At 67.7% G+C, this 20,301-nt stretch carries 17 protein-coding genes; 11 read left to right on the top strand and 6 right to left on the bottom strand.

What is annotated here, in order from left to right; all coding sequences use genetic code 11:
• Positions 1-263: 263 nt before the first annotated feature.
• Positions 264-2,303: an NADPH-dependent 2,4-dienoyl-CoA reductase gene (locus E2F46_RS08000; protein ID WP_133321547.1), complete on the bottom strand. Its 2,040-nt coding sequence runs from the start codon at positions 2,301-2,303 to the stop codon at positions 264-266.
• 252 nt (positions 2,304-2,555) lie between these two features.
• Here E2F46_RS08000 and E2F46_RS07995 point away from each other — a divergent pair, with 252 nt between their 5' ends.
• From E2F46_RS07995 to E2F46_RS07985, 3 genes are all read left to right on the top strand, one after another.
• Positions 2,556-3,617 carry an OmpA family protein gene (locus E2F46_RS07995; protein WP_133321546.1) on the top strand — a complete coding sequence of 354 codons (1,062 nt, stop codon included), beginning with the start codon at positions 2,556-2,558 and terminating at the stop codon, positions 3,615-3,617.
• A gap of 268 nt (positions 3,618-3,885) precedes the next feature.
• Positions 3,886-4,383 carry a hypothetical protein gene (locus E2F46_RS07990; protein ID WP_243720350.1) on the top strand — a complete coding sequence of 166 codons (498 nt, stop codon included), beginning with the start codon at positions 3,886-3,888 and terminating at the stop codon, positions 4,381-4,383.
• 88 nt (positions 4,384-4,471) lie between these two features.
• Positions 4,472-5,221, top strand: a complete 750-nt coding sequence (locus E2F46_RS07985) for a pseudouridine synthase (protein ID WP_165967397.1) — start codon at positions 4,472-4,474, stop codon at positions 5,219-5,221.
• A gap of 6 nt (positions 5,222-5,227) precedes the next feature.
• Here E2F46_RS07985 and kbl read toward each other — a convergent pair whose 3' ends face one another.
• Both kbl and tdh read right to left on the bottom strand, forming a co-directional pair.
• Entirely contained in the window at positions 5,228-6,421 is a 1,194-nt protein-coding gene (gene kbl / locus E2F46_RS07980) for a glycine C-acetyltransferase (RefSeq protein WP_133321544.1), read from the bottom strand.
• Between the two features lie 81 nt (positions 6,422-6,502).
• Positions 6,503-7,537 (bottom strand): L-threonine 3-dehydrogenase, encoded by a 1,035-nt coding sequence (gene tdh / locus E2F46_RS07975; RefSeq protein ID WP_207949550.1) that lies wholly within the window; start codon positions 7,535-7,537, stop codon positions 6,503-6,505.
• A gap of 159 nt (positions 7,538-7,696) precedes the next feature.
• On the opposite strand from tdh, the gene E2F46_RS07970 reads away from it, so the two are divergent.
• From E2F46_RS07970 to E2F46_RS07945, 6 genes are all read left to right on the top strand, one after another.
• Positions 7,697-9,862, top strand: a complete 2,166-nt coding sequence (locus E2F46_RS07970; protein WP_133321543.1) for a S46 family peptidase — start codon at positions 7,697-7,699, stop codon at positions 9,860-9,862.
• A gap of 93 nt (positions 9,863-9,955) precedes the next feature.
• On the top strand, positions 9,956-10,600 hold the full coding sequence (locus E2F46_RS07965) for a histidine phosphatase family protein (RefSeq protein ID WP_133321542.1): 645 nt from the start codon (positions 9,956-9,958) through the stop codon (positions 10,598-10,600).
• Between the two features lie 121 nt (positions 10,601-10,721).
• Positions 10,722-11,987 (top strand): bifunctional tetrahydrofolate synthase/dihydrofolate synthase, encoded by a 1,266-nt coding sequence (gene folC / locus E2F46_RS07960; RefSeq protein ID WP_133321541.1) that lies wholly within the window; start codon positions 10,722-10,724, stop codon positions 11,985-11,987.
• A gap of 70 nt (positions 11,988-12,057) precedes the next feature.
• Positions 12,058-13,050 (top strand): SPOR domain-containing protein, encoded by a 993-nt coding sequence (locus E2F46_RS07955; protein ID WP_133321540.1) that lies wholly within the window; start codon positions 12,058-12,060, stop codon positions 13,048-13,050.
• Between the two features lie 36 nt (positions 13,051-13,086).
• Positions 13,087-14,559 (top strand): amidophosphoribosyltransferase, encoded by a 1,473-nt coding sequence (gene purF, locus E2F46_RS07950; protein WP_133321539.1) that lies wholly within the window; start codon positions 13,087-13,089, stop codon positions 14,557-14,559.
• On the top strand, positions 14,525-15,382 hold the full coding sequence (locus tag E2F46_RS07945; RefSeq protein ID WP_133321538.1) for a ferritin-like domain-containing protein: 858 nt from the start codon (positions 14,525-14,527) through the stop codon (positions 15,380-15,382). The genes purF and E2F46_RS07945 overlap by 35 nt, the downstream gene beginning before the upstream one ends.
• A 342-nt stretch (positions 15,383-15,724) precedes the next feature.
• Here E2F46_RS07945 and lpxH read toward each other — a convergent pair whose 3' ends face one another.
• Positions 15,725-16,456, bottom strand: coding sequence for a UDP-2,3-diacylglucosamine diphosphatase (gene lpxH / locus E2F46_RS07940; protein ID WP_133321537.1), 732 nt, complete (start codon positions 16,454-16,456; stop codon positions 15,725-15,727).
• Between the two features lie 112 nt (positions 16,457-16,568).
• On the opposite strand from lpxH, the gene gltX reads away from it, so the two are divergent.
• Positions 16,569-17,981: a glutamate--tRNA ligase gene (gene gltX / locus E2F46_RS07935; RefSeq protein WP_133321536.1), complete on the top strand. Its 1,413-nt coding sequence runs from the start codon at positions 16,569-16,571 to the stop codon at positions 17,979-17,981.
• A 31-nt stretch (positions 17,982-18,012) separates the two neighbouring features.
• Entirely contained in the window at positions 18,013-18,513 is a 501-nt protein-coding gene (locus E2F46_RS07930; protein WP_133321535.1) for a transcriptional repressor, read from the top strand.
• A gap of 17 nt (positions 18,514-18,530) precedes the next feature.
• Here E2F46_RS07930 and E2F46_RS07925 read toward each other — a convergent pair whose 3' ends face one another.
• Positions 18,531-19,724, bottom strand: a complete 1,194-nt coding sequence (locus tag E2F46_RS07925) for an MFS transporter (RefSeq protein WP_133321603.1) — start codon at positions 19,722-19,724, stop codon at positions 18,531-18,533.
• 44 nt (positions 19,725-19,768) lie between these two features.
• The gene (locus E2F46_RS07920; RefSeq protein WP_133321534.1) at positions 19,769-20,206 is read right to left on the bottom strand and encodes a MarR family winged helix-turn-helix transcriptional regulator; all 438 of its coding nucleotides are present in this window, start codon (positions 20,204-20,206) and stop codon (positions 19,769-19,771) included.
• Positions 20,207-20,301 lie beyond the last annotated feature (95 nt).

The raw sequence follows: 20,301 nt of genomic DNA, 5'->3' as shown, positions 1-20,301 counted from the left end.
GAGACGCGCCGAGCGTACTGAGGCGGACATGGCGTATTGGGGAGGGCGGCGGCTCTAGATGGCGCTTCGCCCGGGCACCGAAGCCGCGCGTGTCGCGGCCGGGCCGGTTCCCGCCAGATCTGGGGCGGGAAAAGTGCGCGCAAGGTAAGGGCGTCGGCCCCAACCGCGCCTGAATGCGCAATCAGAAATCCTTGATTGGATTGGAGTTTTTATTCTGAATGCGGCGCGTGGGCGCTGTAGCGTCAAGGACTTGCGGGCGTTTCCTAAAGCCCGGCAGCCAAGCGGGCGGCCTGTGCGATGGCACGCTTGGCATCCAGTTCTGCCGCGACATCGGCGCCGCCGATGAGGTGGACCGCGGTTCCGGTCGCCTCGAGTGCCGTCGCCAGCGCCCGGTTCGGCTCTTGGCCGGCACAGACCACCACATGGTCGACGGGAAGCAGCTGTTCGCTGCCATCGACGCGGATGCGCAGGCCGTCGTCATCCACGCCCAGGTATTCCACGCCACCCAGCATGCGCACCTGCTTCTGCTTCAGGGTGGCGCGGTGGATCCACCCGGTGGTCTTGCCAAGGCGCGCGCCCGGCCGTCCCGGGCTGCGCTGCAGCAGCCAGACTTCGCGCGCGGGCGGATGCACCTTGGGCGGTGCCAATCCCCCGGGCGCCCGATACGACGGGTCCACGCCCCATTCACGCATCCAGGCTTGGGGATCAAGGCTAGGCGAGGGGCCGTCGTGGACCAGGAATTCGGCAACGTCGAAACCGATGCCCCCCGCACCGATGATCGCCGCGCAACGTCCAGGCACCACGGTGCGACGCAGGACGTCGAGGTAGTTGATGACCTTCGGATGGTCGTGCCCCGGGAAATCCACCTGTCGCGGCACCACGCCCGTGGCCAGCACGACGTTGTCGAACCCCTGCAATTCAATCGGCGTGGCTTCGGTCGAAAGCTTCAGCTGCACGCCGGTTTCCACGATGCGATGGCCGAACCAGCGCAGGGTTTCGTGGAACTCCTCCTTGCCGGGGATCTTCTTGGCAAGGTTGAACTGGCCCCCGATCTCGGCGGCGGCGTCGAACAGCACGACCTCATGGCCACGTTCGGCCGCGACCGTCGCACACATCAGTCCCGCTGGTCCGGCGCCGACCACCGCGATCCGTTTCCTTGTCGCCGATGGCGGGTAGTTGAGCTCGGTCTCGGCGCAGGCACGCGGATTCACCAGGCAGCTGGCGCGCTTGTTCTCGAACACGTGGTCCAGGCACGCCTGGTTGCAGGCGATGCAGGTATTGATGGACTCGGGCTTGCCGGCCAACGCCTTTCGCACCCATTGCGGATCAGCCAGCAGTGGCCGCGCCATCGACACCATGTCGGCCTTGCCCTCGGCGAGGATGCGTTCGGCCACGTCGGGCATGTTGATGCGGTTGGTCGCCACCAGCGGCAGCGAGACATGTGGCTTGAGCTGCGCGGTGACATCGGCGAACGCGGCACGGGGCACGGAGGTGGCGATGGTGGGGATGCGCGCCTCATGCCAACCGATGCCGGTGTTGAGGATGGTTGCGCCAGCCGCCTCGATGGCTTTCGCCTGCGCAACGATGTCGTCCCAATCCGAGCCTTCCGGTACCAGCTCCAGCATCGACAGGCGATGGATGATGATGAAGTCCGGGCCGCAGGCATCGCGCACGCGGCGCACGATCTCGGTGGCGAAGCGCATGCGTTGTTCGACGCTGCCACCCCACTGGTCGGTGCGCCGATTGGTGCGGGCACTGAGGAACTGGTTAATCAGATAGCCCTCGGAGCCCATGACCTCGACGCCGTCGTAGCCGCCTTCGCGAGCCAGTCGCGCGGAGTGTGCGAAGGCGTCGATCGTGCGTTCGACGCCACGCGTGCCGAGCGCCCGGGGGGTGAAGGGATTGATCGGTGCCTTCAAGCGCGACGGCGCCACCGACAGCGGGTGGTAGGCGTACCGGCCGGCATGCAGCAGCTGCAGGCAGATCTTCGCGCCGTGCGCGTGTACGGCATCGGTGACCTGGCGATGCTTGCGCGCCTCCCACGGCCAGCCGAGCTTGCCGGCGAAGGGCTTCAGCCAGCCTTCGACATTCGGGGAAAAGCCCCCAGTGACGATGAGTCCGACGCCGCCGGCCGCCCGCTCGGCGAAATACGCGGCCAGCTTCGGGAAATCGCGCCGGCGGTCCTCGAGACCGGTATGAATCGACCCCATCAGCACCCGGTTGCGGATCGCGGTGAATCCCAGATCCAGGGGTGCCGACAAGTGGGGGTATGGAGTTGCGTGGGACGGGTGGGTTGGGTTCATTGTGGTCGGCGCTCGCTCGATACGCTTCCGTATGGATGAAGCATGCCTGTTATCTGTCGCGGCGGGAACCTTCCTTAACCCAGCCTTGCGCATTCATTGCGACACCACGAATTCTTGTCGCACCGAACGATGTTATGTTAGTGTTAACGCCGTCTTCACAGCGCGGACCCTAGTCTGCGCTCGGAAGGTGGGTACGAAGTGCCTGTCCTAGTCCCCGTACTGCATATCCATTCCATGTAAGGAGCTCTAAACATGAAGCACAAACTCCTCTGCGCTGCCCTGCTGGGTAGCCTGGGTCTGGCCGGAGCCGCCAACGCCCAGGAGTTCGACGATCGTTGGTACATCTCCGCCTCGACCGGGTACAACTTCCAAGACGGCGACCGTCGGACGAGCGACGCGGTTGTCGGCGGTCTCGGTCTGGGCAAGTTCGTCAGCCCCAATTGGTCCATCGAGGGCGAGCTGAATTACCAGAACCCGCGTTTCGACGAAAACATCTCTGGCGCAAACCGCGATCTGAACTGGAGCCAGTACGGTATCTCTCTGGATATGCGTCGCCACTTCATCAACGACGCGCGCGCCTGGAACCCTTACCTGCTGTTCGGTTTGGGATACCAGCGTTCGGAGGAAGAGTACGAGATCGCCAGTGCCGCCTCGCCGGCCGAGCGCAAGGATGGCAATCTGGCCGCCAAGATCGGTGCGGGTCTGCAGGGCACCTTCACCAATCGTGTCGCCGTGCGTGCGCAGCTCGCCTATCGCGTCGATTTCGACGACCAGAGCGTCGCCGCATCGACCGGCCCGGATTGGGGTGGCTACCCGCATTCGATGGAAGAGAGCTATTTCACCGACCTCGTGGCTTCCGTTGGCGTGCTGATCCCGTTGGGCCCGGCGCCGACCGCTCCGGTTGCCCCGCCGCCGCCGCCGCCGCCGGCTCCCGCCCCGCCGCCGCCGCCGCCGCCGGCTCCGATCACGATCGACCTGAATGGCGTGAACTTCGATTTCGACCGCGCCACCCTGCGTCCTGATGCAGTGGCCATCCTCAACGAGGCCGTCGAAATCCTGCGTCGCTACCCCGACCTGCGTGTCGAAGTGGCCGGTCACACCGACCTGTGCGGTGCCGAAGCCTACAACCAGGGTCTGTCCGAGCGTCGCGCCCGCGCCGTGTACGACTACCTGACCAGCAACGGCATCGCGTCCAGCCGTCTGTCCGGTCCGATCGGTTACGGCGAGAGCCGTCCGCTGGTTCCGACCGCGCAGACCCAGCCGGGCTGCCGCAACGAGACCAACCGCCGTACCGAGCTGAACGTCCAGCAGTAATCGACGTACACGCTTGTCGCTACACCACGAAGCCCGGCCTTGTGCCGGGCTTCGTGCTTTCGGGGGCGCGCCGGTGATGCCTGTCGATCGACCATGTGCACGCCGCGCTGGCGGTTGTGTCCCTCTGCGGCAATGCCGTGGCGGCTGCATGTTGAACCGCGCATCGCTTTCTAGATCGCCCCGATGGGCATGCGTCGGGGCGCGAGAAATCGGACCTGCTGGATGGCATCCTTTCGGTGCGCTGCTACACTCGCCCTACCCGTTCCAGATGAAGCAGACCACCATGATCCGTTCCACGCTGGCCGGCCTGGCCCTCTTCGCTGCTCTCCCCGCTTTCGCCTCGACGCCCCAATGCCAAGGCATCCCTGCGGCACAGGCACAGGTCGCGGGTGCGACCGTCCTGTCGCCCGTGGCCGTCGAGTTCGTTGCCGCGAACCCCCAGCTTGGTTCACAGCGCGGCGTGCTGGCTCCGGCATTCGACGACAGGCAGAGTCTCGAGAACGTGCTGCTGCGGATTCGCGCCGAAGGCTGTCGTGCCGCGGCGATGCAGGCCGCGCCCGTGGTGCACGCGGCCGCCGAGGGCTACGTCAAGAAGACCGAATTCGATAACACGCCGTACCGGTTCAACATGACCCAGAACGGCAAACGCATGACGGCGGACGATTTCGATGCATGGCTGCAGGCGAATGGCTACAGCGCGGGTCGCCGTGCGAGTGCAGCCGAGCCCGCCGAGGCGGAAGTGGCGGCGCCCCAGACCGAGCAGTGACCTTGCCGGCAGGTATCGCGCTGACGGCCCGCTTGCGCGGGCCGTTTGCTTTGGCGCGCGATGCCTTGCTGTCAGGCAATCGCGTCGGATGAGTCGCAAGGGCAAGCCAGCGGCACCACGCCACGGCATCGCGCGCGTGCTGTCCAAGCGTGGCCTGTGCTCGCGCAGCGAGGCAGAGCGGCTGGTGCGGGCGGGTCGGGTGCGGATCGATGGTCGCGTGGTGTCCGATCCCGAGTGCCCGCTCGATCTGGACCACCCCGGGGTCGAGGTTGATGGCGAGCCGGTGTTCGCCGCTGCGCATCGTTACCTGATGCTCAACAAGCCGCGGGGGCTGGTCACCACGGTGCGCGATGAGCGTGGTCGGGAGACGGTCTACCGATGCTTCGACGACGATCCTCCACTTGGCTGGATCTCGCCAGTGGGTCGCCTGGACAAGGCCAGCGAAGGCCTGCTGCTGTTTTCCAGCGACCCGGCATGGGCGGCACAGATCACTGATCCAAGGAGCGGACCGGCCAAGACCTACCACGTGCAGGTCGATACCTTGCCAGACGCCGCACTGCTGCAGCGGTTGCAGGCCGGAACGGAAGACAACGGCGAATGGCTCTCGGTGGCGGCTGCGCGCGTGCTGCGCCAGGGGCAGCGCAACGCGTGGCTGGAGCTATCGCTCGACGAAGGCCGCAATCGCCAGATCCGTCGGCTGCTGGCGGCGCTTGATATCAACGTGCTGCGGCTGGTGCGCGTTTCGATCGGGTCCGTCGGACTGGGCGACCTGCCCAAGGGTCAATGGCGCCCGCTCACCGCAGCCGAAATACAGGCGCTGTCGGGCGAGGCGCGCTAGCGCCGGTCAGCCTTTCACTACGCCTAGTTCGCGGCCGATGCGGATGAAGGCATCGATGGCGCGGTCAAGGTGCTCGCGGGTATGCGCGGCGCTCATCTGGGTGCGGATGCGGGCCTGGCCCTTGGGTACCACCGGGAAGAAGAAACCGATGGCATAGATGCCTTCCTCCAGCAGCCGCTGGGCGAAGCGCTGCGCGAGCGGGGCGTCGTACAGCATCACCGGGGCGATCGGATGTACGCCGGGCTTGATATCGAAGCCTGCGGCGGTCATTCGCTCGCGGAAGTACCTGGTGTTGTCCTGCAAGCGTTCGCGCAGGTCGCCTGCGGCATCGAGCATCTCGAACGCCTTGATCCCCGCGGCCACCACGTGTGGAGGCAGGGAATTGGAGAAGAGATACGGGCGCGAGCGCTGGCGCAACAGCTCGATCACCTCGGCGCCCGCCGTGGTGAAGCCGCCCAATGCGCCGCCCATGGCCTTGCCCAGGGTGCCGGTGATGATGTCGATGCGATCCAGCACGCCCTTGACTTCCGCCGAGCCGCGCCCGGTGGCGCCGAGGAAACCGGTGGCATGGCACTCGTCGATGTGTACCAGTGCGCCGTACTGCTTCGCCAGCGCGGTGATTTCGTCCAGCGGCGCGATGAAGCCATCCATCGAGAACACGCCATCGGTGGTGATCAGCTTGGTCCGGCAGCCCGCGGCCTCTGCGGCCTGCAGTTGCGCCTCCAGGTCGGCCATGTCGCAGTTGGCGTAGCGGAAGCGCTTGGCCTTGCACAGGCGCACGCCATCGATGATCGAGGCATGGTTCAGCGCGTCGGAGATGATGGCGTCGTTCTCGTCGAGCAGCGGTTCGAACAGGCCGCCATTGGCGTCGAAGCAGGCGGCATAGAGGATGGTGTCGTCCTTGCCGAAGAAGCCGGAGATGGTTTTCTCCAGCTGCTTGTGCAGGTCCTGCGTGCCGCAGATGAAGCGCACCGACGCCATGCCGAAGCCATGCGTGTCCAATGCGTCCTTCGCGGAGGCGATGATGTCGGGGTGGTCGGCGAGTCCGAGGTAGTTGTTCGCACAGAAGTTCAGCACGGTGCGGCCATCGGCCAGCGTGACCTCGGCCGACTGCGGACTGGTGATGATGCGCTCGGACTTGAACAGTCCGGCGTCGCGGATCTCGTCGAGCGTAGTGGCGTAGCGTTGGGTCAAGGACATGTCGATTCCCGTAGGGCGGGTCTCGACCCGCCAAGGAGATAGTGCGGCGGGGAGGACCCGCCCCGAGTCAATCCCGGAACGTCAGTTCCAGGACAGCACCACCTTGCCGGACTTGCCCGATTCCATCAGGTCGAAGCCCTTCTGGAAGTCATCGGCAGGCAACTGGTGGCTGAGCACCTTGTGCAGCGGGAAACCCGAGAGCACGAGCTGCGTCATCTTGTACCAGGTCTCGTACATGCGGCGGCCGTAGATGCCCTGCACGGTGAGGCCCTTGAAGATGATGCGGTCCCAGTCGATGCCGGCGCCCTTTGGCAGGATGCCGAGCAGGGCGACCTTGCCGCCGTTGTACATCGCGCCCAGCATGTCGTTGAAGGCATGCGGGTTGCCGCTCATCTCCAGCCCCACGTCGAAGCCTTCCAGGTGCAGGTCGGCCATCACGTCCTTCAGCGGGGTCTTGCTGACGTTGACCACGCGCGTGGCGCCCATGTCGGCAGCCAGCTTGAGGCGGTAATCGTTGACGTCGGTGACAACCACGTTGCGCGCGCCGATGTGCTTGCAGATGCCCGCGGCCATCACGCCGATCGGCCCGGCGCCGGTGATCAGCACGTCCTCGCCGACCACGTCGAACTCCAGCGCGCAGTGTGCGGCATTGCCATAGGGGTCGAAGAACGCGGCCAGCTCGCTCGGGATCTGGTCCGGGATCGGCCACAGGTTGGTGGCCGGCATGACGATGTATTCGGCGAAGGCGCCATCGCGATTCACGCCGATGCCGACGGTATTGGGGCACAGGTGCTGCTTGCCGGCGCGGCAGTTGCGGCAGTGTCCGCACACGATGTGGCCTTCGGCCGACACGCGCTGGCCGATCTCGTAGCCGGTGACCCCGGGGCCGATCTCGGCGATGCGACCGACGAACTCATGGCCGATGACCAGGCCTGGCTTGATCGTGCGCTGGCTCCACTCGTCCCACAGGTAGATGTGCAGGTCGGTGCCGCAGATGGCGGTCTTCTCCAGCTTGATCAGCACTTCGTTGGGGCCGGGGGCGGGGACCGGCACTTCTTCCATCCAGATGCCCTTGGCGGCTTCGCGCTTCACCAGCGCCTTCATCATTCGGCCCATCGGGATGCCCGTCTCGTCGCGTCAAAGAGGCTTCGATTATACGCCGGGGGTGCATTTCGCCCCTCCACGCCGGAGGCTGGTGGGCATGACCATGGTCATGGTCGGTGCAGTGGCGGGCTGGATACACTCGGCGCCATCGCCACACCGGAACCCCGACGCATGCGCCTTCGCCATTCCGCCACTGCCATTGCCATCGCCGCCCTGGGCTGCGGTGCCGCCCACGCCGTCGAGGGCATGTGGGTGCCGCAGCAGCTGCCCGAGATCTCCGCGCCGCTGAAAAAGGCCGGGCTGAAGCTCGACCCGCAGCAACTGGCCGACCTGACCGGCGATCCGCTCGGCGCGGTGGTGTCCCTTGGTGGATGCACCGCCAGCTTCGTCTCGCCACAGGGCCTGGTCGCCACCAACCACCATTGTGCGTATGGCGCCATCCAGCTGAACTCCACGCCCGAGAACAACCTGATGCGCGACGGTTTCAACGCGCCGACCCATGCCGAAGAGCTGAGTGCCGGGCCGAATGCGCGCATCTACGTGCTCGAAACCATCGACGACGTGACCGAGGCCGTGCACGGCGCCATGGCCGCGGCTGGCGACGCGCTGGCCCGCGCGCAGGCACTGGATGCCATCGAGAAACAACTCATCGCCGATTGCGAAGCCGAGGCAGGTTATCGCTGCCGCCTGTACAGCTTCCTCGGCGGCAATGATTACCGCCTGTTCCGCAACATGGAAATCAGCGACGTGCGGCTGGCGTATGCGCCGCCCGGCAGCGTGGGCAGCTACGGCGGCGAGATCGACAACTGGATGTGGCCGCGGCATACCGGCGACTTCGCCTTCTACCGCGCCTACGTCGGTCCCGATGGCAAGCCCGCGGCCTTTGCGGAAGACAACGTGCCGTACCAACCGCGCCACTGGCTGAAGATCGCCGATCGTCCGCTGGGCCCCGGCGATTTCGTGATGGCGGCGGGCTACCCGGGCCGGACAAGCCGCTATGCGCTGGCCGGTGAGTTCGACGAAACCGAGCAGTGGACCTATCCCGTCATCAGTCGGCATTACAAGGCGCTGATTGCCCTGGTGGATGCCGCGGGCAAGGCCGATCCGGACATCGAGGTGAAATACGCCAGCACCATGCGCGGCTGGGAAAACACCGCGAAGAACTACGACGGCCAGCTGGAAGGCTTCTCACGCGTGGGCGCCTCCGCGCGCAAGCACGAGGAAGAAGCCGCGGTGCTGGCCTGGCTGGCGGGGCGGGGCGACGAGGGCGCTGCGGCACGTGAGGCGCATGCGGCGCTGGTGGCCTTGAACGAGGGCGAGCGCGACACCCGCGAGCGCGACCTGGCGTTCCGGATGTTCAACGGCACCGGCGCTGTGTCCACCGCGATCCGCCTGTACCGCCTGTCCATCGAGCGCGAGAAACCCGATGCCGAGCGCGAGCAGGGCTACCAGGAGCGCGACCTGCCCACCATCGAAGGCAGCCTCAAGCAGATGGACCGACGCTATGTCGCGGCGATGGACCGCGAACTGCAGCGCTACTGGCTGAACGCGTATGTGCAGGTGCCGGAAGCGCAGCGGCTGGCGACCTTCGATGCATGGCTGGACGGACACGATGCCGAGGCGGTCTCGCGCGCGCTCGACCGGCTGGGGGATACCCAGATGGTCGATGCCGGCCAGCGCATGCACTGGTTCACCGCCGATCGCAAGGCATTCGAGGCCAGCCGCGACCCGGCGATCCGCTACGCGGTGGCGATGATGCCGACGCTGCTGGAGATGGAGCAGGCGCAGAAAACCCGTGCCGGAGAGCGTCTGGCGGCGCTGCCGGTGTACCTGCGCGCGGTGGCCGATTACCGGGCCAGCCAGGGCGGGTTCGTCTATCCGGATGCCAATTCGTCGCTGCGCATCACGTTCGGCAACGTCAAGCCGTACACCAAGCTCGACGGCAGCGTGCAGCAGCCGTTCACCGGCGTGGAGGGCGTGGTGCAGAAGGCGACCGGCGAGGAACCCTTCGATGCGCCGCAGGCGTTGCTGGATGCCGTGGCCGAAAGGCGTTTCGGTGGCCTTGTCGATCGTCGCCTGCGTACCGTACCGGTGAATTTCCTGTCGGACCTGGACGTGACCGGCGGCAACTCCGGTTCGCCCGTGCTGGACGCGCACGGGCGCCTCGTTGGACTGTTGTTCGACATGAATTGGGAGTCGGTCAGTTCGAACTGGGTGTTCGATCCCGACATGACCCGCACCATTTCCGTGGACCAGCGCTACATGCGCTGGATCATGCAGGAGGTGTATCCGGCGCCGCAGCTGCTGGAAGAACTCGGCGTGCCGGCCGCGCGCTGAGGTGATATTGCGGCCTGCCGGTGCGGGCCGCCTTCGCTTAGACTGTCGCGCGTCCCGCCACGCCGGGACGCTCCCCCGTCCGGAACGCCCCGCATGAGAATCCTGCTTGCCCGCCATGGTGAAACGCCGTGGAATGCCGAAGGCCGCTACCAGGGGCAGGAGGACATCCCGCTGTCGCCGGTGGGCGAGAAGCAGGCGCGACTGTTGGGTGAACGCCTGCACGACGTGCGCATCGACCGTGCGATCAGCTCGCCGCTCGGGCGCGCGTATCGCACCGCGCAACTGGCGCTGGGCGAGCTGCGCGCAGAGATGCTGACCACCGACGCGGGCCTGATGGAAATCGCGCACGGGACCTGGGAAGGCCTGCTCGCCAGCGAGATCGGCGCGCGCGATCCCGACCTGCTGCGCGAGTGGCGCGAATCGCCCGACACCGTGCAGATGCCGGGCGGCGAATCGCTGCACCAGGTGTACACGCGTGCCTGGCAGGCACTGGCCTGGGCCTGCGAAGGCCTGGGGCCGCAGGACACGCTGCTGGTGGTGGCACACGATGCGGTGAACCGCGTGATCCTCTGCCGCGTGCTGGGCATCCCGTTCTCGCGGTTGTGGACCTTCCGCCAGGCACCGACCACGCTGAACCTGCTGGAAGGCGACGACATCGATCGCCTCGAGGTGGTCCGCCTCAACGATTGCGCACACCACACCGCGTTCTTCGGCGAGGCCGTGCACCGCGCGCTGTAGGGCGGGTCTCGACCCGCCTTCACGTCGATCCTCCGCGCCCGTACTCCAACAACGCGGGACACGCACGCGAAGGTCCGTAACCATCGTAGTGGCGGGTCTAGACCCGCCCTACAATCCGCGCATGCCGAAGACATTGGACCAGTGGCTGGCCTACATCGAGCGCCAGCATCCGCGCCCTGTCGAGATGGGGCTTGATCGCGTGCGCGAGGTCGCGGCGCGCATGGCGCTGGCGCGGCCCGCAGCGCATGTCGTCACCGTGGCCGGCACCAATGGCAAGGGCTCGACCGTCGCCTTCGTCGAGGCGATCGCGCGTGCGGCCGGGCTGCGCACCGGCGCCTACACCTCGCCGCACCTGCTGCGTTACAACGAGCGCGTGCGCATCGACGGCCGTGATGCCGACGACGGTGCGTTGGTCGGGGCCTTCGCCGCCGTCGAGTCCGCGCGTGGCCAGACGCCGCTGACCTACTTCGAGTTCGGCACGCTGGCGGCGCTGTGGCTGTTCCAGCGCAGCCAACTCGACCTCGCCATCCTCGAGGTCGGCCTTGGGGGCCGGCTGGATGCGACCAACGTGGTGGATGCCGATGTGGCCGTGGTCACCACGGTCGACCTGGACCACCAGGACTGGCTGGGCGACGATCGCGAGGCCATCGGTTTCGAAAAGGCGGGCATCGCCCGCGCATGGAAGCCACTGGTGCTGGGCGATGACGACCCGCCGGCCAGCGTGCTGCGACATGCGTACGCGATCGGCGCGTCGGCGATCCGCGCCGGCAGCGATTTCTTCTTCGAGTCCGTGGATGGTGCGCACTGGCGCTGGCGCGAGTTGAACTTCGACATGATGCTGCCAATGCCCGCGCTGGCGGCGCCGGTGCAACTGCGAAATGCCGCCACCGCCATCGCGGCATTGCGCGCGCTGGACGTGGAACTGCCGCAAGACGCCTTCGCGCGGGGCGTACCGGCGGCGCAGGTGCAAGGCCGCCTGCAGCGTTTCGGGGTCGGTGGCATCGACGTGCTGGTGGACGTGGGCCACAACCCGCAGGCCGCCGGCGCGTTGGCGGCATGGTTGCGCGCGGTGCCGGTGGCGGGACGCACCCATGCGGTGTACGCGGCACTGGCCGACAAGGATGTCGTCGCCGTGGTCGAGGCCGTTGCCGGTGGCGTCGACCAATGGTGGCTGGCGGGCAGTACCGATGCCGGTGCGCGTGGGCTGGAGGCAGGCGTGCTGGCGCGACGCCTGGCCGGCACGCCAGCGGCTGCCGCGCGAGTCCAGGACCACGTGGCGCAGGCCCTGCCTGAGGCCATGGCGCAGGCGCAGGCGGGCGATCGCGTGCTGGTGTTCGGCTCGTTCCACGCCGCGGTCGAAGCACTGCGCGTGCTGGCACCCGGTTAAGCCTCGTCAGGCAAGCGGTGGAAGCCGGGGCGTATAATTCGCACCGCCCCCGTTCCCCGTGCCCGGCCCGATGGATCCACGACTCAAACAGCGCCTGATCGGCGCGGCCGTGCTGGTCGCGCTGGCGGTGATCTTCCTGCCGATGCTGGTCAAGGGGCCTGCGCCGGACAGCGGCGTCTCCGACCTGTCGCTGCGCGTGCCCGATGCCCCCACGTCCGGCTTCCGTACCGTCGACCTGCCGCTGGTCACGCCCGCGCAGGCACCGGAGTCCGGCGCGCTCGGCACGCCGGATGCGCTGGGTGGCGACGCGCTGCCCACGGTCGACACGGCCACGGCGTCGCAGGATGGCGATGTCGCCGAGGCCGATGGCGTGCCGCTGCCGGCCACCGTGGCCGGTGGCGACTACGTGGTGCACTACGCGTCGTTCGCCACCGAGGCCGACGCACAAGCCGTGCTGCGCGTCCTGCGCGAAGCGGCACTCGATGGCTATGCCGAGGCGTATACGCTCAATGGCCGCAGTGCGCAGCGGGTGCGCCTGGGACCGTATGCAACGCGCGCCGAGGCGGAAACCGTGCGCCTGCGCGCGGCCAGCGTGCGCAGCGACGTGTCGCCGCGCGTGGTGGCGCTGGATGCCGCCGACCGTGCCACGCCTGCATCCGCGGCCAGTCCTGCGCCTGCGACGCCTGCCGCGGTGACCGCGCCGCCGCCGGCCGCAACGCCTGCACAGCCGACCCCGCCGCCGGCGCAAGCGGCGACACCACCGCGTACCGAACCTGCACCAACACCCGCACGACCGCCTGTTGCGCCGCCGCCGGCCGCCGCGCCGGGCGTTGGCTTCGTGGTCCAGCTGGGCGCCTTCAGCAAGGCCGAGGATGCCACCGTGCTGCGCGATCGCCTGCGCGCGCAGGGCATCACCGCGTTCACCGATACCGTCGACACCGACAAGGGGCGGCTGACTCGGGTGAAGGCCGGGCCGGTCGTCGACCGCGCCGAGGCCGAGCGGCTGAAGTCGCAGGTCAAGGCGCGTGTCGGTATCGACGGGCTGGTCCGCCAGCATCCCTGAGCCCTCGCGCTCCCCTTCCCAGCGGAAACACACCCCATGTGCGGCATCGTCGGCATCGTAGGCACCACCGAGGTCGCGGCAGCGCTGTACGACGGCCTGACCGTCCTCCAGCACCGCGGCCAGGACGCTGCAGGCATCGCCACCGCCAACGGCACCCAGCTGCGGGTACAAAAGGGCAACGGCCTGGTGCGGGACGTGTTCAACGCCAAGGCGATGTCGCTTCTCGAAGGCCGCGTCGGCATCGCGCACTGCCGCTATCCCACCGCCGGCAGCGAGGGCAGCGACGAGGCCCAGCCGTTCTACGTCAACTCGCCCTACGGCATCGCGCTGGCGCACAACGGCAACCTGATCAACACGGATGCGCTGCGCCGCGAGGTGTTCGAGCAGGACCGTCGCAACATCAACACGCATTCCGACTCGGAAGTGCTGCTCAACGTGTTCGCGCACGAGCTGGACAAGAGCCGCACGCTCACCCCGGAGGCGGCGTTCCGCGCCATCGAGGGCGTCGCGCGTCGCTCGCGCGGCGGCTATGCGGTGGTGGCGACGGTGCTGGGCCTGGGCCTGGTGGCGTTCCGCGATCCGCACGGCATCCGTCCGCTGGTGCTGGGCAAGCGCGAGACCGAGGCCGGGAACGAGTACGCCGTGGCGTCGGAATCGGTGGCTTTGGACATCCTGGGCTTCGAGCGCATGCGCGACATCGCGCCGGGCGAGGGCGTGGTGATCACCGCGCGCGGCGAACTGCACACGCGCCAGTGCGCGGAGCCGGAAGCGCATTCGCCATGCATCTTCGAGTACGTGTACTTCGCGCGTCCCGACTCCATGATCGAGAACATCTCGGTGCACAAGGCGCGCATGCGCATGGGCGTGACCCTGGGCGAGAAGATCCTGCGCCTGCGCCCGGACCACGACATCGACACCGTCATCCCGATCCCCGACACCTCGCGCGACGCCGCGCTGGAGATCGCCAACGTGTTGGGCGTGAAGTACCGCGAGGGCTTCATCAAGAACCGCTACGTCGGCCGCACCTTCATCATGCCAGGGCAGGGCGAGCGGGTGAAATCGGTGAAGCGCAAGCTCAACCCGATCCCGCTGGAATTCCGCAACCGCGTGGTGCTGCTGGTGGACGATTCCATCGTCCGCGGCACCACCTCGCAGCAGATCGTGCAGATGGCGCGCGATGCCGGTGCGCGCAAGGTGTACCTGGCCTCCGCGGCGCCGCCGGTGCGGCACCCGAACATCTACGGCATCGACATGCCCACGCCCGAGGAGCTGATCGCGCATGGGCGTACGGAAGAAGAAGTCGAGCGCATGATCGGCTGCGACTGGCTGGTCTACCAGGACCTGTCCGACCTCGAGGCCGCCGTCGCCGGGCCGAAGTTCCCGGGCATGAAGTTCGATACCTCGTGCTTCAGCGGCGAGTACGTGACCGGCGTGGAACCGGGGTATTTCGAAGGCATCAAGCAGTCGCGTTCGGATGACGCCAAGCGCCAGCGTCGCCTCGCGCTCTGATCGCGGCGCGGCGATGCCGACGCTGTTCGACGCCGCGCGCGAGTGCCTCGATGCGGCGTCCATTGAAGACAAGATCGCGCTGACGCATCGCCATGCGGCGGCCTTCCTGCGCGGTGAGCTGGCCATCCCCGCCGGTGGGTCGGAGCCCGAGCCGATCCGAATGCCCGGTCGACCAACGCGTCCCGCGCTGGTGCACCCGCGCGAGCTGCCGCGGCGAGGATTCGGCAGCACGGAGGGCAGGGCGGCGTTCGTCCATTCCATCGCGCACATCGAGCTCAACGCGGTGGACCTGGCGTGGGATGCGGCGTACCGCTTCCGTGGCTTGCCGCATGCGTTCTACCTTGACTGGGTACGCATCGCCGACGACGAGGCACGGCACTTCACGCTGCTGCTCGCCCGGTTGCGCGCGCTGGGCCACGACTACGGCGATTTCGACGCCCACAATGGCCTGTGGGAAATGTGCGAGAAGACCGCGCACGATGGCCTTGCGCGCATGGCACTGGTGCCGCGCGTGCTGGAAGCGCGCGGGCTGGACGTGACGCCCGGGATGATCATGAAGCTGCGCGCGCTGGGTGACGAGGACACGGTTCAGATCCTCGAGGTGATCCTGCGCGAGGAAGTGGCGCACGTCGCCGCCGGCAGCCGTTGGTTCCGCTGGTACTGTGAACAGCGCGGCATCGCGCCCGAGCCGAAGTTCCGCGAGTTGCTGTCCGAGTACGCGCGCGCGGTACTGCACGGGCCGTTCAACGTCGAGGCGCGCAGTGCAGCAGGCTTCAGCGAGGAAGAGTTGGCCGCGTTGATGGAATCCGCCGGCCGCGTGTAGGAGCGGGCCATGCCCGCGATCGGCGCGCCCGCGACTTTTCGGTTCTTCTCCCGATCCGGGAACAGCGGGGACACCCGGAGGCGCCTGCCGGTGCCACGCCGGGTCGCGGCCCGATATCCGCTTGGTCGGCATGGCCCCGGCAGGCACCTCAGCAGGAAGGCCAGTGCAAGAACAAGCTGTTTCGCTCTTCCATCGTAAGGGCGATGGTCTGTCCGCGCAGGTCCGATGTCACCGCAACCAGGCGGATATCGGGCCGCGACTTGCGGTGGCATCGGACCTGCGCCTGCACGGACCGGGATCGGGAGCGGAATCCGTTTTTCCCGGTCCCGCCCATGGGCGCTCCTACAATGAAAACAGGCGAAACCCGTCCGCATCCACGCGCAGTACCGAGCCCTGCTCATACCAGTCGCCCAGCACGATGCGGCGACGTTCGCGTCCATCCACGTCGAGCGCGTGGATCGCCGGGCGGTGCGTGTGGCCGTGGATCATGGTGTTCACGCCATAACGGGTGAAGTATTCGTCGACCGTGGAAGCGGCGACATCGGTGATGGTTTCCATCGTGCCGGCATCTCGCAACTCGCCCTGCCGTGCCTGGCTGGCGGCGCGCGCCTGGGCGGCAAACGCGATGCGTGCTTCCAGAGGCTGCGCCAGGAAGCGCGCCTGCCAGCCGGGGTCGCGGGTCTGTGCGCGGAATTGCTGGTAGGCGGCGTCGTCGGTGCAAAGCAGGTCGCCGTGCGTCAGCAGCACGGGATTGCCGTGCAGCAGCACCACGGCGGGGTCGGGCAGGACCGTGATGCCGGCGCGGCGCGCGTAGTCGTTGGCCAGCAGGAAGTCGCGGTTGCCGCGCTGGAAATACACCGATATGCCGACGGCGGACATGGCGTGCAGGCTTTCGGCAACCGCGGCGCCGGTGTCCGACGGATCGTCGTCGCCCACCCAGGCCTCGAACAGGTCGCCGAGGATGTACAGCGCATCGGCGTTGCGCGCCTCGCCGGCGAGGAATTCGAGGAACAGGCGCGTGGCCTGCGGACGCACCGGGTCGAGGTGCAGGTCCGAAACGAAAAGCGTGGTCATGGCCTGATTGTAGGGCGGGTCTCGACCCGCCTGCACCCACATCGTCCAACGAACGACGGGCCGAGGCCCGGCCTACGTTAAAATCCCGCCTTTCCCTTGCAGTCCCTTCGCCATGTCCTGCCGTACCCGCTTCGCCCCCAGCCCCACCGGTTACCTGCACATCGGCGGTGCGCGCACCGCGCTGTACTGCTGGCTGGAAGCGCGGCACCGAGGAGGCGAATTCGTGCTGCGCATCGAGGACACCGATCGTGAGCGGAGCACGCAGGCAGCGATCGACGCGATCCTCGATGCAATGGCATGGCTGGGACTGGACTACGACGAAGGCCCGGTCTACCAGACGCATCGCCTCGACCGCTATCGCGAGATGGCGGAGCGACTGGTGGCGGAAGGCAAGGCCTACTACGCCTACGAGTCGAAGGAAGAACTCGATGCCATGCGCGAAGCCGCCATGGCCAAGGGCGACAAGCCGCGCTACAACGGCGCCTACCGTGACCGCAATGAACCGAAGCGTGACGACCCGAACCGCGTCATCCGGTTCAGGAACCCCATCGACGGCGTGGTGGCGTGGGACGACAAGGTCAAGGGCCGCATCGAGATCGCCAACAGCGAGCTCGACGACCTGGTGATCTTCCGCCCGGACGGCTACGCCACCTACAACTTCGCCGTGGTGGTGGACGACATCGACATGCGCATCACCGACGTGGTGCGCGGCGACGACCACGTCAACAACACCCCGCGACAGATCAACCTGTACGAAGCGCTGGGTGCGCCTGTGCCCGCGTTCGCGCATTTGCCGATGATCCTCGACGAGCAGGGCGCGAAGCTGTCCAAGCGCACCGGTGCCGCCGACGTGATGCAGTACCGCGATGCCGGCTACCTGCCGCACGCGCTGCTCAACTACCTGGTTCGGTTGGGCTGGTCGCATGGCGACCAGGAGATCTTCAGCATCGCCGAGATGCAGCAGTTGTTCGCGTTGAAGGACGTGAACGCGAAGGCCTCGCGGCTGGATCCGGCCAAGCTGGGCTGGCTCAACCAACAGTACCTGAAGAACGACGACCCGGCTGCCGTTGCGACGCATCTGGAATGGCACCTGCTGCAGGCCGGTTACGACCTGCCGAAGGGTCCCGCGCCTGCCGACATCGTGCTGGCGCTGCGCGACCGGGTGCAGACGCTGAAGGAAATGGCCGAGCGTGCCGCCATCTGGTTCGGGCCGCTGGCGCATTACGACGAAGCCGCCGTCGCGAAGCACCTCAAGGCCGGCGCCGATGCGCCGCTGCGCGAGGCGCGCGAACGCTTGGCCGCGCTGGCCGACTGGAGCGCCGAGGCGGTCGGCGAAGCGCTGCACGCCACCGCCGAAGCGTTGGGACTGGGCATGGGCAAGGTGGCGCAGCCGTTGCGGGTGGCGATCACCGGCACCCAGGTGAGCCCCGACATCTCGCATACCGTCTACCTGGCCGGGCGCGACGAGGCGCTGGCCCGCATCGACGCGGCCATTGCCAGGGTGCCGGCCGGCGACTCGGGTTGAGACCGGCGGCCTTCGGCACCATCATGTGGACATGAGCAAGCACGACCACGCCTGCACCGACCCGCACCACCACGTGCATGACGCGAAGGGCTTCGTGCGCGCGGTCGAAAAGGCCTGCGCCGAGCGGGGCCTGCGGCTGACGCCGATCCGAGCGCGTGTGCTGGGCCTGATCGCCGAGGCCGGCAAGCCGGTCAAGGCCTACGATCTGCTGGACAGGGTGCGCAGCGGCAAGGGCGCGGGTGCGGACGCGCCGCCCACGGTCTACCGCGCGCTGGATTTCCTGCTGGCCAACGGCTTCATCCACAAGCTGCAGTCGGTCAACGCCTTCGTCGCCTGCCACCATCCCAACAGCGACCAGCATTCGGTGCCGTTCCTGATCTGCGACCGCTGCCACAACGCGGTGGAGCTGGAGGACGAGCAGGTGGTGGCATCGCTCGACGAACGCGCACGCGCGCTGGGTTTCGTGCCGCAGGCGCAGACGCTTGAAGTGCACGGCCTGTGCGCGGCGTGCGCGGCAAACGAGCCTGACTGAATCCGTGGGGGAGGGCCCTACACGGCCTGTGGCGCGGCAGCCGTCTTGCGCGGCGAGCCTTCCCGGATCGGCAGGTTGAACGCAGCAGCCAGCAGCGCCAGCACGATGTCGGCGTACCACATCCACGTGTAGTCGCCGAGCCGCTCGATCGCCAGGCCACCCAGCCATGCGCCGAAGAAGCCGCCCACCTGGTGCGAGAGCAAGGCGAAGCCGAACAGGGTGGCGAGGTAGCGCGGTCCGAACAGCTTGCCGATGATGCCGGCGGTGGGCGGCACCGTGGCCAGCCAGGTCGCGCCCAACCCGGCCGCGAACAGGTAGAACGTCGTGGGCGTGGGCGGCGACAGCAGGTACACCACGATCAACGCGGCGCGGCTGGCATACATCAGCGCCAGCAGCGACTTCATCCGGTAGTGCTGCCCCAGCCAGCCCACCGCCAGGCTGCCGGCGATGTTGCACAACCCGATCACTGCGAGCGAGATCGCCGACACGCTGCCGGGCAGGCCGCATAGCGCGATTTCCGTCGGCAGGTGGGTGACCAGGAAAGCGATGTGGAAGCCGCAGGTGAAGAAGCCGATGTGCAGGCACCAGTAGCTTCGGTCGCGGATCGCGATCCGCAACTGCTCGCCGAGCGTGATGCCCCCGACGGGCGCCGCGACGACAGCTGCGGCGTTGGGCGCGGTATCGCCCTGTACCTGCCTGCGTCGCAGCGGCCATGCCAGCGGTAGCGTGGCGAGGGCGGCCAGGGCCATCGTCCACATCGCCGCCATCCATCCGAACCCGCTGATCACCGCCTGCGTGAGCGGCGCGAACGCGAACTGGCCGGCCGAACCGCCGGCATTGATCACGCCGGCCGCCATCGAGCGCTTCTCCGCGGGAATCGCGCTTGCCGTCGCGCCGATCAGCACCGAGAAGCTGCCCGCACCCGCACCGGCGGCCGCAAGCACGCCCAGCGTCATTGCCAGGCCCCAGCCGCCCTGGAACATCGGCGCCAGCGCCATGCCGGTGAACAGCAACAGCCCGCCCACGACCAGTACGCGGCCGCTGCCGCGCTGGTCCGCCCAAGCGCCGAAGGCGGGCTGCACCGCGCCCCAGACCAGTTGGCCGATGGCGAGCGCAAAACTGATACTCGCAATGCCCAGCCCCGTGTCCAGTGCGATCGGCTGCACGTAAAGGCCCAGCGACTGGCGGATGCCCATGGTGATGAGCAACATCGCCGTCGCGGCAAGCACCAGCGGCCAGTAGCGGGGCGCGGCGGTCACGGTACCGAGGCCAATCGTTCGAGCGCGGCGTCGAGATCGCCGTGCAGTCGCTGCAGCGCGTCCTGTCCCACGATATCGCCTGTGCTCTCCTGCGCCTCGCGCCACAGAGGAAGGGCGCGAGCGATGATGCGTTGGCCAACCGCCGTCACGACGATCCGTTTCTGCCGGGCATCCTCACCCGTCGCCATGCGAATCCAGCCCTTTGCAGCGACGTGCTTGAGGTCGCGGCTGAGCGTGCTGCGCTCCATGCCCAGCTCGGTGGCGAGCGAGCCGATGGTGTGTGGCGCATGACTGGCCCGGCGCAGGATCGACAGCTGGTTCACGTTGAGTCCGGCCGGCGCAAGCGCCGCGTCGTAGCGCTGCGACAGCAGCCGGCTGAACTTGCGCAGGCGGAAGCAGGTGCAGGTGGAAACGAAGTGCGGCGAGGAAGGCATTGGATACGGACGCCCGGAATAAGCATGTATATACATGCTTTTGGGGCCGGCGCATAGCGCTGCGGCAAGGGGCCTGCTGGGCATCGTGACGACAG

This window comes from Luteimonas aestuarii, assembly GCF_004357985.1.
In the GTDB taxonomy this organism is placed as follows: Bacteria; Pseudomonadota; Gammaproteobacteria; order Xanthomonadales; family Xanthomonadaceae; genus Luteimonas; species Luteimonas aestuarii.
The sequence above is the reverse complement of the archived record's forward strand: the minus strand, read 5'-3'. Positions and strand labels throughout refer to the sequence as shown.

Excerpts from the sequence above, each read along its gene's own strand:
- kbl (WP_133321544.1), bottom strand. The coding sequence starts at position 6,421 with ATGTCCTTGACCCAACGCTACGCCACTACGCTCGACGAGATCCGCGAC.
- E2F46_RS07990 (WP_243720350.1), top strand. The coding sequence starts at position 3,886 with ATGAAGCAGACCACCATGATCCGTTCCACGCTGGCCGGCCTGGCCCTC.
- E2F46_RS07930 (WP_133321535.1), top strand. The coding sequence starts at position 18,013 with ATGAGCAAGCACGACCACGCCTGCACCGACCCGCACCACCACGTGCAT.
- gltX (WP_133321536.1), top strand. The coding sequence starts at position 16,569 with ATGTCCTGCCGTACCCGCTTCGCCCCCAGCCCCACCGGTTACCTGCAC.
- E2F46_RS07995 (WP_133321546.1), top strand. The coding sequence starts at position 2,556 with ATGAAGCACAAACTCCTCTGCGCTGCCCTGCTGGGTAGCCTGGGTCTG.
- E2F46_RS07925 (WP_133321603.1), bottom strand. The coding sequence starts at position 19,724 with ATGTTGCTCATCACCATGGGCATCCGCCAGTCGCTGGGCCTTTACGTG.
- E2F46_RS07955 (WP_133321540.1), top strand. The coding sequence starts at position 12,058 with ATGGATCCACGACTCAAACAGCGCCTGATCGGCGCGGCCGTGCTGGTC.
- purF (WP_133321539.1), top strand. The coding sequence starts at position 13,087 with ATGTGCGGCATCGTCGGCATCGTAGGCACCACCGAGGTCGCGGCAGCG.
- E2F46_RS07945 (WP_133321538.1), top strand. The coding sequence starts at position 14,525 with ATGACGCCAAGCGCCAGCGTCGCCTCGCGCTCTGATCGCGGCGCGGCG.
- E2F46_RS07920 (WP_133321534.1), bottom strand. The coding sequence starts at position 20,206 with ATGCCTTCCTCGCCGCACTTCGTTTCCACCTGCACCTGCTTCCGCCTG.
- E2F46_RS07985 (WP_165967397.1), top strand. The coding sequence starts at position 4,472 with ATGAGTCGCAAGGGCAAGCCAGCGGCACCACGCCACGGCATCGCGCGC.
- folC (WP_133321541.1), top strand. The coding sequence starts at position 10,722 with ATGCCGAAGACATTGGACCAGTGGCTGGCCTACATCGAGCGCCAGCAT.
- tdh (WP_207949550.1), bottom strand. The coding sequence starts at position 7,537 with ATGGGCCGAATGATGAAGGCGCTGGTGAAGCGCGAAGCCGCCAAGGGC.
- E2F46_RS07965 (WP_133321542.1), top strand. The coding sequence starts at position 9,956 with ATGAGAATCCTGCTTGCCCGCCATGGTGAAACGCCGTGGAATGCCGAA.
- E2F46_RS07970 (WP_133321543.1), top strand. The coding sequence starts at position 7,697 with ATGCGCCTTCGCCATTCCGCCACTGCCATTGCCATCGCCGCCCTGGGC.
- lpxH (WP_133321537.1), bottom strand. The coding sequence starts at position 16,456 with ATGACCACGCTTTTCGTTTCGGACCTGCACCTCGACCCGGTGCGTCCG.
- E2F46_RS08000 (WP_133321547.1), bottom strand. The coding sequence starts at position 2,303 with ATGAACCCAACCCACCCGTCCCACGCAACTCCATACCCCCACTTGTCG.